Below are 15,104 nucleotides of genomic sequence, written 5' to 3'. Positions count from 1 at the left end.
TGCACCATCGGTCCCTGACCCCACTCACGCTGTCGGCCCGGACACGCACGGCGGTCACCCGTGCCCCGGACGAAGTGGCGGCACGGGCGTCGCGCTGCCGGTCGCCCCGCCTTGTCCGCGAATCGCGAACAGCCAGCGGTTACACCGTGGTGTGCAGATCGCCGCGTTCGAGGGCCTCGCGCAGCACGTCGGAGATCTCCTCGGGCAGCAGGTTCACGCTGGCGAGGGCCTCAGTGCTGAGGGGGATCTCGTCGAGGAGGTACTCGCCGCGGTCGTCCCGCTGGAACTCGGGTCCGGTCCTGTCGTCGAAGTTCCACCGCGTGATGTGGGCGAGGTAGAAGTATTCGGTTTCGCCCTTGGGGTTTTCCAGTTGGTGGAACAGGCGGCCGATCTCGGCCTCGCCGACGATCTCCTCGCGGACCTCGCGCAGGAGTGCGTCCTCGCGGCTGGCGTCGCTGTCCTCAACGCCGCCGCCGATGATCACCCAGTAGGGGGCGGTGTCGGGTCGGATGCGCTTCATCAGGAGCAGGGTGTCGTCCTGGGTGATCAGGATGGCGCGGACGCGCTGCTTCATGGGTCGGTCTCCTTCGGTTCGGTGGTGCGGTGATCAGTGGAGCAGCCAGCCGCCGTCGATGTGCAACGACTGGCCTGTGATGAACGATGCGGACGGTGAGGCGAGGAAGGCGATGGCGGCGGCAACGTCGTCGGGCTGGCCTCGGCGGGGGACGCACTGGCGAGCACCTGCGCCCAGACGAAGCAGCGGCACGGGCGTCGCGGGGCCGCCACGCTGGGGCAGGAGTGGTATCTCATCTTCCTGCCCCAGCGGTGAAGTTCGCTATTGGGGACTCGGCGGCCGGCCCAGCCAGAAGGCGGCGACCGATGGCTGCTCGATACCACTGGTGGAACCGTCGTGCGGTAGAAGCTCGGTCGGCGCGATATAGCCCTCGCCCGGCCCAAAGCGAATGCGCAGGCAGCGCAGCGGGTGGCCGTCGGCGAGGTACCGGCGGATGTCCTCGGTGTGGGGGTAGTGGCTCTGTGCGTCGGCGCCGAGGGCTCGGCAGATCTTTTGGATGTCTCGGTCGGCGACCAGGAGGTAGCGCGAGCCGGGGCCTAGGTTGAGACAGAGGCGTCGGCGGCTCTCGTGGCGCCGGTTGTACGGGAGCCGGTCGAAGTTGTCGACGTGCAGGCCGATGCGGAGGCCGTTGGCGGGGTCCTGCGTGGTGGTGGCTGTGTCCCCGGTGCTGGCGGTGCAGCCCAGGAGTTCCGTGGGCCAGCAGCGAGGCAGCGAGTCGAGGCGGGCGGCGGCGTCCAGGCGCCCCGCCACGTCGTCCGTTGCGAAAGGTAGCAGCGGCCGACGTATTAGCTCGATCCGGACGCTTTCCGGGGTGGCGTCGCCTGCTTGCAGGCATTTGGCGTCCTCGTGGGTGAGAGGCTGCCAGTGCCCGTGCGGGACGACAGCACCGTCGTCGTATCCCTCCTCATCGCTGGTCAGCCGGACGGAGGCGACCTCGCACCGGCCGACAAGTTTCTCGGACTCACTGAACGCGAGCCGTATGCCCACAGCCGCCCCTTTCATCGCTTCTACTCCGGGAGGTTCTCTCCGTAGGTGACGTCCAGCTCGACAGCAAGGGCCTCGGCGAGCTGAAGCGTCTGTACCTGGTCGATGACGATCTTCTTGAGCGAGGAGAGGCCACGGAGCTGTGAGAGGTCGTTGCCCCGGAGGTCGAGGCCGCTGTACTTGCCGCCGTCGAACTCGGTCTGCCGAAGGTCGCAGTCGTCGATCAAGGCGGAGCCCAGGTCAGCGGCAATGAACGTGGTCTCGCGCAGCGAGCACTTGGAGAAGATCACGGATCCGGCGGCCCTGATCCGGGTGAAGGTGCTGTAGTCGAGCTTGCAGTTCTCGAACAGGACGTTGTCGAGCGTGACGTCTTCGAGCACGGCGCCCATCAGCTTGCAGTCGCGGAAGACGGCACGGGAGACCTTACTGTCGGCCCACTGTAGGGAGGACAGGTCGCAGCCGGAGAATTCCACGGAGTCGACACGGAGCTTGTCGAAGCGGGTGCGTTGGGTCTTGAGCCCGCCGACCCGTCCGTGCATCAGGTGGGTCTCGGCAAGGTCGAGGTCGCGCAGCTCGGCGTCGGCGTAGTTGAACTCTGCTACCCGGCCGCGGCCCCCCTCCAGCGAGGTGACGTTGGAGAGGTAGAGGCCCGGCTCGTTCAGGGCGGGAAGCGTGACGCTCGTGCGGCGGATCCTGCGGGTGTCCATCAACAACCTCTCAGCGCGGTCATTCGGTCGCCGGCGCTGCTGGCACGCCGAGGGGCATGGGCGCGCCAGCAGCGGTACGGCTACTTCTTGTTCCAGTTGTCCCAGGTTGGGCGATTATCAAAGGGTGCCGGACTCTTAGTCCAGTTGTCCCATGTGGGCCGGTTATCCCATGTTGCTTCAACGACCATCTGGGGTTGGGCGTCGTGCGTAGCTGTCAACTCCATCACGATGGGGGCATCGGAGGTGGCGAGTCTGTCCAGGACCGTCATGCAGTTGTCTCCTTCGTTGCGAGGGTGGACAGGGCCGTGACCAGGGCCTGCCGGGAGGTCCGGCAGTAGTTGGTTTCGGTGGTGGTGAGGCTGCCGTTTTCGAAGTAGCGGTTGGAGGCTTGAGCGCCGCGGCAGAAGTCGAAGAATTCGCATTCGGCCTGGCAGCGGTCCAGGCCGGTGAGGAAGTCGCGCACGTAGCGCAGCCGGTAGGCGCCATGGAGGATCTCGGTCAGAGGCTGGTCGAGGATGCTGCCTGCCACGAAGTTGCCGTATTCGGGCGCCTGGGCGTCCGCGAGTTCGGGGGAGAGCAGGACCACCTCACCCTTCCAGGAGATGGTGGGGATGGGGTCGAGTCGGCGCTGGTCCCAGCCGGCCCGCTGCCCGGTGCGGATCAGCTGGAGGTACTCGGCCAGACGCTCGACTTCCCGCACGGTGAAGGTGCCGCCGCGCTCCCGGGTCCAGGTGAGGGTGCGGCACCAGAAATCCTCAGCCTGGACGGGGGTAGGGGTCTGCCGATCGGTGTTGGCCCCTTCGATTTCCTCGATATTGAAACCCACCGAGTGGCACCCCAGGGTGGCCAGGAACTCCAGTAGCTCCTCCGGCATCGTGATGCCGTCGGTGCCGACCACGGAGATCACGGAAAAAGGGATGCCGTGCTCGCGCAGGTACTTGATGCCGCGCAACGTCCGGTCGAAGGCCGGCTTGCCCCGAAGGTCGACGCGGGCGCTGTTCACGGCGGCCGGGCCGTCGATGCTCACCCCGACGCGGACGTCGTAGGCAGCCAGCAGGTCGCACCACGTTTCGGTGATGGGCGTTGCGTTGGTCTGCACGTAGTGGTGAATTCGCCCCTCGCGGCGCAGCGCCTCGAACGGTGCGAGCAGGGCCGCGAACTTCTGCTGCCCCACGGCGAGCGGTTCGCCGCCGTGCCAGACGATTCCGATCGGGTGATCAATGTCCTCGAACTGGGTCACCTGCTGCGCCAAGGCGTGGGCTACCTCCTCAGGCATCTGGTGTTTGAGTTTGCGGAAGGGCAGGTAGCAGTACCGGCAGTCCAGGTTGCACCAGGTCGTGGGCTGTACCACGACGGTCTGCGGGGAAGCGAAACGCTGTTGGTACCGGGCACGCCACTGGAGTGGGTGAGAGAGCATCGTGGTCCTCTCTTCAACGGACAGGGGCATCGCCACCCCGGCACGAGGGCCGGCGAGCAGGATGCGACCACCATCCAGCCCACCATGATGTACAGGCGATGACATCTCGCTGTCAGTGCCGATGACATGTCATCGGCCACGCAATGACATTGCTCGGAAGTCGCCGTATCTGCATGCGAGTTCAGGCAGAGACCGTGGGCTATCGTGGCGGACGTGTCTCGCTCGATTCTGATCCACGACGGCCACACCTCCCGCGATGTCGGTCTGGTGTACATCTGCTCGGGCTACCTCGTCGAGCAGGGCAAAGTACTGCTCGTGCACCACAACCGCTTCGACAAATGGGTGCCGCCGGGGGGCCACATTGAGCCCGGCGAGTCCTTTGCCGGAACGGCGGTGCGCGAGTTCAAGGAAGAGACGGGGCTGCTGGTGGAGGCGGTCTCCAGCCAGCCGGAGATCCACCCCGCAGATGCCAACGCCACCCCCGAGCCTGTGCCGTTCTACGTCGACGTGGAACGCGAAGGGTTCGCCACCCCCGCGCTGGTCCAGTTCTTCTTCATCCAGCGCCAGCCCGGCACCCAGGGGCAGGCCGTGGAAGCACAGCTCGAAGAGGTACACGGGGCCGCCTGGTTCGGCCTGGAGGACCTGGCTGGCCTCAAGACCTTCGACCAGGTCCGCTCCCTGGCTCGGTTCGCACTGCTCAACTACCCGGTGGCCAGCGAACGTGCCCAGTAGGCAGCTGCTCTACCGCCCCGCGAGCCGGTAGCCGCCTGCGCCGTCCACCGTGCCGGCCAGCAGCAGCCGGACCGGAGCCCCGCCGAAAGCCGCGGACACCGCCTGGTTCAGTCGTTGGACGTACTTGGGAACCGAGGACGGGGCAACGTAGAGCGTCCCCGCGATCCGCTCGGTCGATAGCCGACCCTCGGGCGCGTCGTACACGACCTTGACCAGGTCGTAGAGGCGCTCCGACAGCTCACACTCCACCCTTGCTTCGCTTGAGCGGGCTTTGGCCACGATCATCCGGCCCGAACCGAGTGCCACGCTCTCGACGACCACTTCGGCCGAAGCCTCGCTCGCATCCTCCGGGGTGCTGTCGTCGAAGCCCATCCGCGTCAGGCGACGCAGTGCTTCCTCGTGGGCCGACACCGTGTAGTACGCGGCCCGGATGGTGGCACGCTTGCCGGAGGCTCCCGGCTCGTTCCACAGTCCGGCCTCCGGATCCCACAGGTCATTCATCAACTTCCACGCCTTGGCGAGCCGGGGGTCACCCGGATTGGCGCCGGCCCGGACCGCGGCCTGCGTACACAGCGCGTAGGCCATGTGCTCCCACGCGGTGCCCTGTACATCCTTGTCGTCCTCGACGAAGGTCTCCCAGCGGTGATGGTTGTGCAGCAGCCACTGGCCAGCGTCGGTGACCACCTCGGACAGTTGCTTCTCCTGCTCTGCGCCGTGTACGCCTCCGATCTCTCGCGGATCGTCCCGGTAGGCGGGCGCGCCGTCGGGCCCGGTTCCCGAACAGACGGCTGACAGGGCGAGCAGGCACAGCGCGGTCTTGCTCGGGCTCGGATCGGTATCGACGTAGGTGCGCCACCCCCATGCACCGCTGGCGCGGCGGTGGTAGAGCAGACCGCGCACGCCGTGCTCGATCAGGGGCTCAACGCGCTCCAGCAGGCTGCAGGTCTCCACCCCGCCGGGCAGCCGGAGCCGGGGGCCAAGATCGTGAAGCGCACCTCTGAGCTGAGCAAGCCCGTGAACGACAAGCGCGGTCTGGTGCAGCGAGGTGTCGTCAAGCCCGAGTACTTCGGGCCAGCCATGGTCGACATGGTGATTCTCAAGCCAGCCGACGCACCAGGCCGCGACTTCAGCGACACCGTCGTGGTGGAAGAACCGCGGGTGGGACAGCAGTCCGACCAGCCCGAAGGCGATGAATCGGGTGTGCTCGCCACGGCCGCCCTTATGACGGGGCTGGCAGTGCTCCGCGATGGCGCAGGTCAGGAAGTCGAGCGCCCGGCGCACCGGCTGGCCGGCGATGCCAGCGGCGCGCAGGATCGGCAGAACCTCGCTGGTATTGACGATCGACGACACCGAGGTAAGCGTTAAGCCCCATCCTCCGTCGTAGCCCTGGTTTTGCAGGAGTGTCCGGGCAGCGTGGCCCGCTCTTGCCTCGAATGCCGTGAGCCCCACGCGCGCCGACTTCATGGTCCCCCTCCGCCGTCGGATACGGATCGCCCGGCCGAATGTACCCAACTCACCTGTCAGGGAAGCACGTTCGAGCAACCAACTAAGAAGTCCAACGGGGCAATCGGCCTACCAGGTGGGCACATTGGCCTCAATGGGAGGCTGACGTGTGACATCGATCGACGGATGTCCATCGGCGCATGCCATGCCGCACGGCCGGGAGACTGCGGCGATCCGCTCACTCAAGCCCATCCGGACACCGAGGACCTCGCAACTGCGTCTCCCACCGTGGCAGAGCTGGACGACCTCTACCTCTCACCCTGCCGTCGAACGAGTGGGCCCCCAATTAGGGAGGCACGTCCGAAGCCTCAAACGGCAATGGTCAGCTCCACGCCAGCATCAGTGGCGCACGTGGTGACAGCCGACAGGTCCGCTATCACCACGTCGGCGTCAAGGGCGCTGGCGTCATGGGTCGTTGTGACAGCCACCGTTGCCATCCCCGCCGCACGCGCAGACGCGAGCCCCGCCGGGGCGTCCTCGAACGCCACGCAGCGCTTGGGGTCGACACCCAAGCGCTGCGCCGCGAGAAGGAACGGCTCCGGGTCGGGCTTGTGGTGAGTGATGTCATCCACCGTGACGACGTGAGCCGCGCGCACCCCTGCGGCTGCCAGGCGCGCGTCGGCGACCCTGCGCGTGCCGGAAGTAACCACAGCCCAGCGGTCTACCGGCAACGACGCCAACAGCTCCCGCGAACCAGGGACGGGGACAACCCCTCCGGCGATGGCGTCGTCGACCTCTGCCTGTTCGAGGAGGGCCACTGCCGAAGCTACTTCTTCGGCCGGCAGAAGGTCGGCCACGATGGCTGCGGCTGGTCTGCCGTGCGGCTGAACCTCCATGATCTCCGCGATCGTGAGGCCATGAGCGTCCGCCCATTGCAACCAGCAACGAAAAACCGACTTCATAGACGAAACGAGCGTTTCGTCGCTGTCAAACAAGAGCGCTTCGGCCGAAAACTTCATGGTGATTGACGATACCTCGCAACTCACCCCCCACCGACGCGGCGGTCTAGCCCAGCAGTAGACACCTCCCACATCAGATTTTAGGGCGACAAACCACCTACATAGGCAAGTAGATGGCACGTGAATCGAGTGAGGCGTAGAGCACATTTTCAGCCACTCGAAGAATCCGCGACGAGCCACGGACTCGCCAACTCCCCCCAGGCGACCGGCGATCGACCCCCAGGCGCCGCACGACGCGACGGGAGATCGCATCGAGCGGGTTCACCCGCGTGTTCTATGATCACCGACACATCCCGAGGCGGAACGCAACATTCCGGCTTCGATTTCAAGGCATTGTGCAAGTTCCGCCATGGAAGCCGTGGCGGCGTGGCGCTCAGATCAGTTGAAAGGTGCGGTGATGGGGCTCCTGCGCCTGACCGGCGAGATGCGTCTGCTACGCAAGCGTTGCGAACGTCAGCTGGCCGACCTACCCATCCCCTCACCTTTCAGCCTCCTGGGGCTTGTCGGCGAGATTGAAGCGGTGCGCGGAGGCGAAATCCACCTCGTGCCCGTGTCGGATGCGCACGGGGATATGCGGACGGCTTGCGGGCTCCGTGTCACCGTAGAGCGCTTGAATTCGACATTCATCCTCTACAGGCCACGCCCCACCCCCAATCAGACTGAGCACGTGATCATCCACGAGATAGCTCATCTGTGGTTCGGCCATGGCAAATCGCTTACCCCGGAAGAGGAAGAGCAGCTCCTGCCCCCGCTGTTCCAGGCATTCCTTGCCGATGTTCGAAGGGGCGGCCCAGTAATCCACCAAGCGCGAGCGCATTACGACAGTCACGAGGAGCGTCAGGCAGAGTTTTCTGCCTCTCTCATCAAACGGCTGGCACGCAAGCGAGCAACCCCCGGAACCGATCTCATCAGCGTGATGGAAGCAAGCCTCACGCATCCGCTGGCACCGCCGCGTGAGCGCCTGCCGTAGGGGCCTGCCTTGGAATTTCTGATTCTCGCCGTTTCCGTAGCGATGACCACCGTGGCGATGTGGCGTTTGCCGGGTGTCCGGTATGGGGATCCCCTCCGTCGCACGCTTTGGGGCTGCAGTGCTGGCTTCGCCGCCTCGCTGTGGACCCGCTTCCCCCCATTCAGGGAAGCGCTGGGGCAGCTTGGCGTAGTCGACTTCGACGCGTTGTTCAAGTATCTGGTCTCCATTGCAGCTTGCCTCTCACTGCTCAACTACTCCGTGACCAGTTACTCGCTCGCCGGAGACGACGCACCGACACACATCGCCATCTCGCGGAAGGTTGCCCGGGTCGCTAGGCGATCGATCCTCGTTGTCGTTCCAACGATGCTATTGCTGTTCTTCTTCGCCATTGACCGGAGGCAGCCCAGCGCGGATTTTGCCGCCGATCACGCCGGCGAATGGGGAGCGGCGTCCTTCATGACCTGCTACTACCTCTACCTGGGGGCATCCGCCTGGACCGTCGCCTACCAGTGGACGCATGTCGCCTTCCGGGCTGAGACAGTAGTCTTCCGCCTCGGACTGGCCCTTGGCGCCGCCTCGACCTGGCTCTACACCCTGTACGCAGTAGTACGCCTGACGTACATGTGGATTGCGATGCTCATACCCACCCCCGCGAGCGTCGACCACACCGTCGAGATCCTGGGAAACGCGTTCAACGTACTGGCCGCGACTCTGTTCGCTACTGGGGCGAGCCTTCCTACCACCAACGTAGTGGCTGACCGCCTGCGAACCTGGCGGTCATTGTGGTCCCTGCACACCCTTCGACGTGAGCTGACCGAAACCTTTCCCGATATCACTTTCCAGCCGGCTGGTACCCGCCTCCGGGAAATGACTCGCCTGACTCCCCCTCTGGATGTCCGGCTGGACGGATGGATCCAGGAAATCGGCGACGCCGTCAATCGCCTACGGCACCACGCAGCGCCCGACCTGTGGCCCGCCGCCGAAGAGGCAGCCTTCAGCCACTCCGACCCGGATCCGGCCGCCGAGGCTCACTGGATCAAAGCCGCGCTTGCCTCTGCCACCCGCGGCTGCCGCTCCACGGCGCCGGCCGAGCCCCTGCCGGAGAAACCGTTCGGCACTGCCAACGGCGAGGCTGCCTGGCTGCGTCGAGTGCAGGCCGTCTACGCCAGAATCCGCCCGCAGGAGACGGAGGAGCTGCTTGCCGAGGCTGGCATGCCCTGCTGGCACCAGCAGGGCAGGTGTGAGGCGCACTCAGCCTGAACAGCACCGGAATGCCGAGCTGCGACGGCCATCTGGCCAGGACTCGATCGGGCGGGGTGGCCACCAGGACCGGCGATCAGCCGAGGCCGTCACAGGCCGGGGCGATTCGGTCTCTTCGCTTCGGGGGGGGCCGAGGGCCAGGCTGCGGCGCCCCGTTGTTCGGGCGCCTACGGCGTGCCGGAGGGCTCAGTCACTCCTGGAGTCGACCGACGCGAGCTGAACGCTAGCCCTCTTCGGGGCGGGGTGCGCTCTCGTGGCGTACAAGGACCTCGCTGAGCGTCGCCAGCATGGCAGCCGAGACTCCCTCGCTGGCGCCGCGGGCAGCCACGCTTACGCCTTCGCTGCGCATGAGGCTCAGGAACTCCAGCCGGTCCAGGATCTGTCGCTCGACCTCTTCCCCGTCCGCGAAAAACCACGGCTGGACGCCGAAGGCCGCCCCCAGCCCCGCGAAAAGGCTGTCGGGGGGCAGACTGGCCTGGACTTCTGCGGACTCTTGGCTGTCCGTCCGCAGCGCCAAGATGCCCGCCGCATCGACAGCAGGGAAGCCTGCTGCGGTGTTGACTGCGTCCGCGATTTCCCCGTCTGAGAGCGGCTTGCGCTGAAGGAAGCTGGTGATCTTCTCGCCGAGGGTCTGAGGCGGCCGATCTTCTGGCTTGGGGGCGCCGGATTTGACGAAGGATCTCTCCTGCGCTTCCTCCAGCACTTCGACCTCCACCCGGTAGAGGTCGGCAAGGGGCTGGACGTAGTCGTCGTTGAGCCGACGGGTACCTGCCTCGGCGTTGCTCAGGGGAAGACGGCTGATGCCAAGGGCCCGCGCCGCCTCTGCCTGGGTGTGTCCGGAGTCGCAGCGCAGATCCTTTAGATCCGGCGGCCCGAGTCGTGGGAAGAGCACATTGAGGTCTTGCCCTAGGGCCTCGGCGAGGGCCGGTAGGCGCTCAGGGGAGGGGGCGCTGTCGCACCGTTCCCAGTCACCGATCGAATCCTTGCTCAGGCCGAGCATGCGCCCCAGTTCGTTTCGCTGGAGTTTCGCGGCTCGCCGTGCGGCCAGGACGCGCCGACCATCGAATTGGCGAACCGGCACTGCACTCTCCTTCTGGATCGCGGCCATCGACGGGGACAGTCTACCCGCGCTTGATGCACAGGCCCACCTAGCGTAGGTTTTGTGCATCACGGCAGGTGAGGGGGCTGCTTCGGCATCCGTCTTGGCGTTTTTCGCCTCAGCCTACTGGCTGATCGCGCCCGCCGACCGGACCGAGCCCATCGAGCATGAACGGAAGAACACGTTGCATTCCGCTCCTCACGCTCTGCAACTAGTACAGAGATTAAGAACCAACTCTGGATCTTGACACGGTCCCGTGCGTATGTTCGTCATCCCCGGGCGCCCCGCCCGGCAGCACGAATGCGAGGAGCACGGCAGGTACCGACAGACGTCTTAAGGTCCGCATACAGCGGCGGCGCCCGAGAGCGGGAACTCCCGGACGCCGAACGCTTAACGGCATAACCCGCCCCGGCAAGGGCGGAGATTGCCCACCATCACCACGCTGATCCCATTCCACCGGGCGCGTCAGCGTGGCAACACGCAAGGGGATTGTTGCATGCCTCCTGCCCAGCGCAAAGGGCCATCCCACCTGGCCTGCGCGGCAGAAACCTTCATCTCGGCGCCACTTTGCTTCGCGCCGGAGCACCCCAGCACGGCCTCGGCGAACCGTCGGCCCCGCCCCATGAGCGGGAGCGGCCGATGAGCAGCGACGCCCGCGAGTGGGTGTGGGAGAACAGCTCCAGCAAGGGAGCTGGGCGCCTGATCCTGCTGTCGCTCGCCGACCGAGTGACCGACGAGCAGTGCATCGCCTGGGCCTCCCTGACCAGCCTGGAGAAGCGCACAAACGCCTCACGGTCCACCGTGCGCGAAGCCCTCGACCGTCTGCTCGCCAGCGGTGAACTGGAGCAGCTGGACGACCTGGTCGGCCCGCAGCGCAGCACGGTATACCGCCTGCCCCTCGCCGCGAAGGCCATGGCCCAGGCCATGAGGGAGCAGGACGGCGACAACTCGTCGCCGGACGAGCCCGAGGCCAGCCTGGCGCTCCGAATATCGGCTCTGCGGCGGTACGGAATCCGCCCCCGCGAGGTACCGGAATCCCCCGGCACGGTCCGGAATCCGGCAGGTCCGGAATCCGGTACCTCGCGACGGAAACCGGCACAGCGACGTACCGGAAACCGGCACAGCGATGTACCGGAAACCGGTCCCCAGAACCGTAGTGAACCGAAGGTGAACCGTAGGTACAGCAGTAGTGGTACCGCCGTCACCCCGGCCAGCGAGTGGCAGGTCGACCCAGCCACCCACACCTGGGCCCGCCAGCAAGGCCACCTCGACCGCCTCGGCCAGGAGGGCCTCGCCGCCGCCGACGCGAAGTGGCGTGCCCACCGTGCCGACTTCAAGCCCCGGTCGGCGGGTGCCTGGGCTGCCGACTGGCGCTCCTGGATCGCCAGAGAGCGCGCCCCAGGCGGCCCGCAGCTCTACGCCGTGCCCGGCAGCGGCCCCGCCCAGCCGAGCGGGATGACCCGCGCCGAAGCCCACACCGCAGCCCTGCTCGCCGCCCTCGACGAGCCGACCGGATCGGAGTAGCCATGGACCGCCGCGAACTCGCCGCCCTGTTGGCCTACATCGGCCGACTCGACCCCCGCACCATCCGCACCGACAAGGGCGAGGCCCGCGACCAGCTCGCCACGTGGCACGAGCTGCTCGGCGACGTGCCGATGACCACGCCGCACGGCTGGGATGCCCGCGCCGCCGCCCGGCAGCACATCAGGGTCTCGCCCTACCAGGTCCTGCCTGCGGACATCGCCCGCCCGTGGGAGAGCTACCGGCGCGACCGGCTGGCCCGGCACACCGACCCAACGCCGGGGGCTGATCCTGACGACCAGGCGGCCTGGACCGCCGAGCTGGTAGGCACCCGGCGCGCGGTGGCGGCCGGTAGCGCTCAGCCCGCGCAGTACCGAGCCATCACCAGCGGCCAGAAGGACCCCAAACTGAAGGCGCGGCTGAAGGCGATCGGCTCCTGCATACCGCCAGAGGTCCGAGTCGCCCTCGCGCCCTACCGGCCCGCTCGTGCGGCGCGCGAAGCCGCCGTCGCCCAAGGCCAGCCCGATGCCCTCGGCGTCAGGTGCGAGTGGTGCCAGGCCCAGATCGGCGAGCCATGCCGCCGCCGCCGGGTCGCCCCCGACGGCGGCGCACGCGGAACCGCACCACGAGTCACCCCCCACCCTGGTCGCCTCGACCTCGCCGCCGCCCGGCAGGCCCAGGAGACCGAGCAGGTCCAGCCCGCCCTGGCCTGACCGACCGCCCCGTCGGTGCACCCCATCCGGTGCCCCGACGCGACAACACCATCCCCCGGCTGCGGCGCCCGCCCTGCGCCGCAGCCGGCCCCCGACACCGCGTCCATCCGCCACCGGCACCCGACCGGCCGACGCGGCATCACATCGGAGCCCCCCTTGCGCCACATCACCACCCACGACGCGCCAGCCACCAGCCTGCGCAGCATAAGCGACACCAGCTGGCACACCCGCGGAGCGTGCCACGGCATGGACGTCGAGGATGCCGACGCCGTGTTCTTCCCGCTCCCCCGGGACCACGAAGCCATCGCCGAGGCGAAGGAGCTGTGCGGCTGGTGCCCAGTGTGCCGCGACTGCCTCAACTACGCCTTGGAGAACGACCTCAAGGAAGGCGTCTGGGGCGGGCTGACCGAAGCCGAGCGGCGCCCCTGGCACGACGGACTACCTCAACGCCTCGACTACAGCCGCGTGATCGCGTTCTTCAACGGACGCGACGTGCACCTGACCGAGTCCGAGCGCCAGGTCGTCATCAACCACGCCTACGTCCGGGGCTGGCACACCGACCGGCTCGCCGCCGCCCTGCAGATCGGCCACAAGCACGCCCGTGACCTACTGCGGCAAGCAGCCCTCAAGGTCTTCGACCGCGACCGGACCCTCGGCGTGCCCCGCCGCAAGAAGAAGCGGGCGCAGAACCCCCGGGCGACCAGGCGACCCACGCCCACCAAACCCGACACGAAGCAGCCCGTGTCCGGCCCAGTGACCTCGCCCTCGACGGGCGCCCCTCTCGGAAAGGCCGCATGACCCTGACCCACCTGCCCCTCGGTGCCGCCCCGGACCCATCCCTCCTCCTCGCCATCGGCATTCCCGTCGCCGCCCTCGCCCTGGCCCTGACCGGCTGGGCAGCCCGCCGCCGGAAAGCGCGTACGCCGAATCGTCTCGGCAGCCCGGCAGTCAAGGTCGCCGCTCTCGCTGCGGTCGGATGCACCGCTTACTCTGCCGACACAAGCTGGCGGTTCGCCGCCGACTTCTTGGACATGGCCGGCGTCGGCGAGCGGATCGGCATGTTCGCGGCAGCCGAACTCGCACTGTTCGCCACCGCGCTGATGGCCCGGCAGAATCTGGCGGTCCAGGGGGCACCCGGGCTGCCCGGGACGCTGGTCTGGGTCATCACCGGCGTGCAGGTGGTCCCTGCCTTCGCCGAGAGCGGCCCCATCGGCGGTACGGTCCGCGCCTTCGTCGGCCCGATCATGGCGGCGATGCTCTGGCATCAGGCGATGGGGATCGAACTGCGTCTGCGCACCCCAGGCGCCGCCTCCCACGGCCTGCTCGCCGTCCTGGGGCGGGAGGCACGCGAACGACTGCTGTCCCGCCTTGGCATCGCCGCGCGAGATCGCGACGCTGCGCAGATCACCGCAGACCGCGCCACGGCACGCGCCGTCGCCCTCGTCGTCCGCCTCGCCGAACGCACCCCCAAGCAGCAGCAAGGCTGGCGAGGCCGAGGACTCACGCGGCGGCTGTCGAAGGCAATCGGACGGGCAGGAGTCGGCACCGACCCCCGCCAGCGCGCTGAGCTGCTCGACCAGCTCGCCGCCCGCCGGCACGCACTCGCGCTCGCCACGGTCCCGCTGCCCTCCCCCTGGTCCCCGCTCCACGACCAAAAGCCCGCCGCCACGGTCCCCTCACCGAAGGTCCAGCGCACCACGGTCCCCACCGGCAGCCCGCCCAGTGACACCGTATCGATCGGTGGCCGGGGACCACGCGGGGACCGCGCCCACCGGGGACCGGGGACCGGGGACCACACGGGGACTGGGGACCGGGTCGGGGCCGGGGACCACGCCGGGACCACGCCCACCGGGGACCCGGGACCGGGGACCAACACCGGGACTGGGGACCAGGTCGGGACCGGGGACCACGCCGGGACCACGCCCACCGGGGACCCGGGACCGGGGACCAACACCGGGACTGGGGACCAGGTCGGGACCGGGGACCACGCCGGGACCACGCCCACCGGGGACCCGGGACCGGGGACCAACACCGGGACTGGGGACCAGGTCGGGACCGGGGACCACGCCGGGACCACGCCCACCGGGGACCCGGGACCGGAGACCAACACCGGGACCGGGGACCAGGGACACAAGGTGCCCCTCCGGCGGAAGCCGACCCCCAGGACCACAACCCGTGGTAGCCGGTCCCACAGTCCGCAGACGCAGCGTCCTCCGCGCGGGCCGGAGCAAACCGTGGAGCAACTCGTCCAGCAGCTCCGCCCCCACGTCCCGCCCCTGCTCGACCGGGACGGCAACGAGACGGTAACCCGGGTCCAGCTGCGGGAGATCCTCCGGCGCGAGGGCCTCGTGGGTGGCCGGAATGACCGACTGAGCCTCGTCCTGCAGCAACTGCGCAGCGAGACGAGCACGACAGCAAGGAGCACCACCCGATGAAGACCTGCCCCCGATTCGCTGCTCTCCGCGATGAGTACGAGCGGGAGATCGGTTTCCTGACCGCTCACTCAAAGCGCCATGCCGGGCGGCCGGCGGCCAAGTCCAGCGCGAAGCACGCCGCATCGGCGAAGGCGCGGATGGCCCGGGCTCTCAGCGGCCACGTCGGGCGCTGCCCCGAGTGCGGCTGAAACCACAAAGCAGCAGCTCAAAGCCCTGACCCGCCAAGGGTG

General features: G+C 67.9%; 16 protein-coding genes and 1 pseudogene. 8 read left to right on the top strand and 9 right to left on the bottom strand.

The genetic code is table 11. The annotated features are described in order from the left end of the window. Nucleotides 1–139: 139 nt before the first annotated feature. From Scani_RS38380 to amcB, 6 genes and pseudogenes are all read right to left on the bottom strand, one after another. A complete protein-coding gene (locus tag Scani_RS38380) occupies nucleotides 140–574 on the bottom strand; it encodes an NUDIX hydrolase (RefSeq protein ID WP_159482665.1) in 435 nt (144 codons plus the stop codon). A 33-nt stretch (nucleotides 575–607) separates the two neighbouring features. Continuing rightward, nucleotides 608–736, bottom strand: a pseudogene (locus Scani_RS38375) (SDR family oxidoreductase); the annotation flags it as partial. 99 nt (nucleotides 737–835) lie between these two features. Beyond that, nucleotides 836–1,561, bottom strand: coding sequence for a hypothetical protein (locus Scani_RS38370; RefSeq protein ID WP_159482664.1), 726 nt, complete (start codon nucleotides 1,559–1,561; stop codon nucleotides 836–838). A 20-nt stretch (nucleotides 1,562–1,581) separates the two neighbouring features. Continuing rightward, a complete protein-coding gene (locus tag Scani_RS38365; RefSeq protein ID WP_159482663.1) occupies nucleotides 1,582–2,265 on the bottom strand; it encodes a pentapeptide repeat-containing protein in 684 nt (227 codons plus the stop codon). Between the two features lie 80 nt (nucleotides 2,266–2,345). Then, nucleotides 2,346–2,534, bottom strand: coding sequence for a multiple cyclophane-containing RiPP AmcA (amcA, locus tag Scani_RS42280; protein WP_159482662.1), 189 nt, complete (start codon nucleotides 2,532–2,534; stop codon nucleotides 2,346–2,348). After that, nucleotides 2,531–3,682, bottom strand: a complete 1,152-nt coding sequence (amcB, locus tag Scani_RS38355) for a cyclophane-forming radical SAM peptide maturase AmcB (protein ID WP_159482867.1) — start codon at nucleotides 3,680–3,682, stop codon at nucleotides 2,531–2,533. The genes amcA and amcB overlap by 4 nt, the downstream gene beginning before the upstream one ends. 213 nt (nucleotides 3,683–3,895) lie before the next feature. Between amcB and Scani_RS38350 the strand changes: the two genes are divergently transcribed. After that, on the top strand, nucleotides 3,896–4,414 hold the full coding sequence (locus Scani_RS38350; RefSeq protein ID WP_159482661.1) for an NUDIX hydrolase: 519 nt from the start codon (nucleotides 3,896–3,898) through the stop codon (nucleotides 4,412–4,414). Nucleotides 4,415–4,423: 9 nt separating this feature from the next. On the opposite strand, the gene Scani_RS38345 is transcribed toward Scani_RS38350, so the two are convergent. Together Scani_RS38345 and Scani_RS38340 are read right to left on the bottom strand one after the other, a co-directional pair. After that, on the bottom strand, nucleotides 4,424–5,764 hold the full coding sequence (locus Scani_RS38345; protein WP_159482660.1) for a hypothetical protein: 1,341 nt from the start codon (nucleotides 5,762–5,764) through the stop codon (nucleotides 4,424–4,426). Nucleotides 5,765–6,225: 461 nt separating this feature from the next. Next, nucleotides 6,226–6,876: an HAD-IA family hydrolase gene (locus Scani_RS38340; RefSeq protein ID WP_159482659.1), complete on the bottom strand. Its 651-nt coding sequence runs from the start codon at nucleotides 6,874–6,876 to the stop codon at nucleotides 6,226–6,228. Nucleotides 6,877–7,225: 349 nt separating this feature from the next. Between Scani_RS38340 and Scani_RS38335 the strand changes: the two genes are divergently transcribed. Then, the gene (locus tag Scani_RS38335) at nucleotides 7,226–7,846 is read left to right on the top strand and encodes a hypothetical protein (protein ID WP_246296501.1); all 621 of its coding nucleotides are present in this window, start codon (nucleotides 7,226–7,228) and stop codon (nucleotides 7,844–7,846) included. Nucleotides 7,847–7,855: 9 nt separating this feature from the next. After that, nucleotides 7,856–9,106 carry an MAB_1171c family putative transporter gene (locus tag Scani_RS38330; protein WP_159482658.1) on the top strand — a complete coding sequence of 417 codons (1,251 nt, stop codon included), beginning with the start codon at nucleotides 7,856–7,858 and terminating at the stop codon, nucleotides 9,104–9,106. 223 nt (nucleotides 9,107–9,329) lie between these two features. Here Scani_RS38330 and Scani_RS38325 read toward each other — a convergent pair whose 3' ends face one another. Further along, nucleotides 9,330–10,214 carry a helix-turn-helix domain-containing protein gene (locus tag Scani_RS38325; protein WP_159482657.1) on the bottom strand — a complete coding sequence of 295 codons (885 nt, stop codon included), beginning with the start codon at nucleotides 10,212–10,214 and terminating at the stop codon, nucleotides 9,330–9,332. Between the two features lie 630 nt (nucleotides 10,215–10,844). Between Scani_RS38325 and Scani_RS38320 the strand changes: the two genes are divergently transcribed. The 5 genes from Scani_RS38320 (at nucleotide 10,845) to Scani_RS41500 (ending at nucleotide 15,062) form a co-directional block, all read left to right on the top strand. Further along, nucleotides 10,845–11,729, top strand: a complete 885-nt coding sequence (locus Scani_RS38320) for a helix-turn-helix domain-containing protein (protein WP_159482656.1) — start codon at nucleotides 10,845–10,847, stop codon at nucleotides 11,727–11,729. 2 nt (nucleotides 11,730–11,731) lie between these two features. Then, nucleotides 11,732–12,439 (top strand): zinc finger domain-containing protein, encoded by a 708-nt coding sequence (locus Scani_RS38315; protein ID WP_159482655.1) that lies wholly within the window; start codon nucleotides 11,732–11,734, stop codon nucleotides 12,437–12,439. A 156-nt stretch (nucleotides 12,440–12,595) separates the two neighbouring features. Beyond that, entirely contained in the window at nucleotides 12,596–13,237 is a 642-nt protein-coding gene (locus tag Scani_RS38310; protein ID WP_159482654.1) for a WhiB family transcriptional regulator, read from the top strand. Then, complete coding sequence (locus tag Scani_RS38305) at nucleotides 13,234–14,874, top strand: collagen-like domain-containing protein (protein ID WP_159482653.1); 1,641 nt, start codon at nucleotides 13,234–13,236, stop codon at nucleotides 14,872–14,874. The genes Scani_RS38310 and Scani_RS38305 overlap by 4 nt, the downstream gene beginning before the upstream one ends. After that, on the top strand, nucleotides 14,871–15,062 hold the full coding sequence (locus Scani_RS41500; protein ID WP_159482652.1) for a hypothetical protein: 192 nt from the start codon (nucleotides 14,871–14,873) through the stop codon (nucleotides 15,060–15,062). The genes Scani_RS38305 and Scani_RS41500 overlap by 4 nt, the downstream gene beginning before the upstream one ends. Nucleotides 15,063–15,104 lie beyond the last annotated feature (42 nt).

The sequence above is a fragment of the Streptomyces caniferus genome, assembly GCF_009811555.1.
Lineage (GTDB): Bacteria > Actinomycetota > Actinomycetes > Streptomycetales > Streptomycetaceae > Streptomyces > Streptomyces caniferus.
This window is presented reverse-complemented; position numbering and strand designations above follow the sequence as displayed.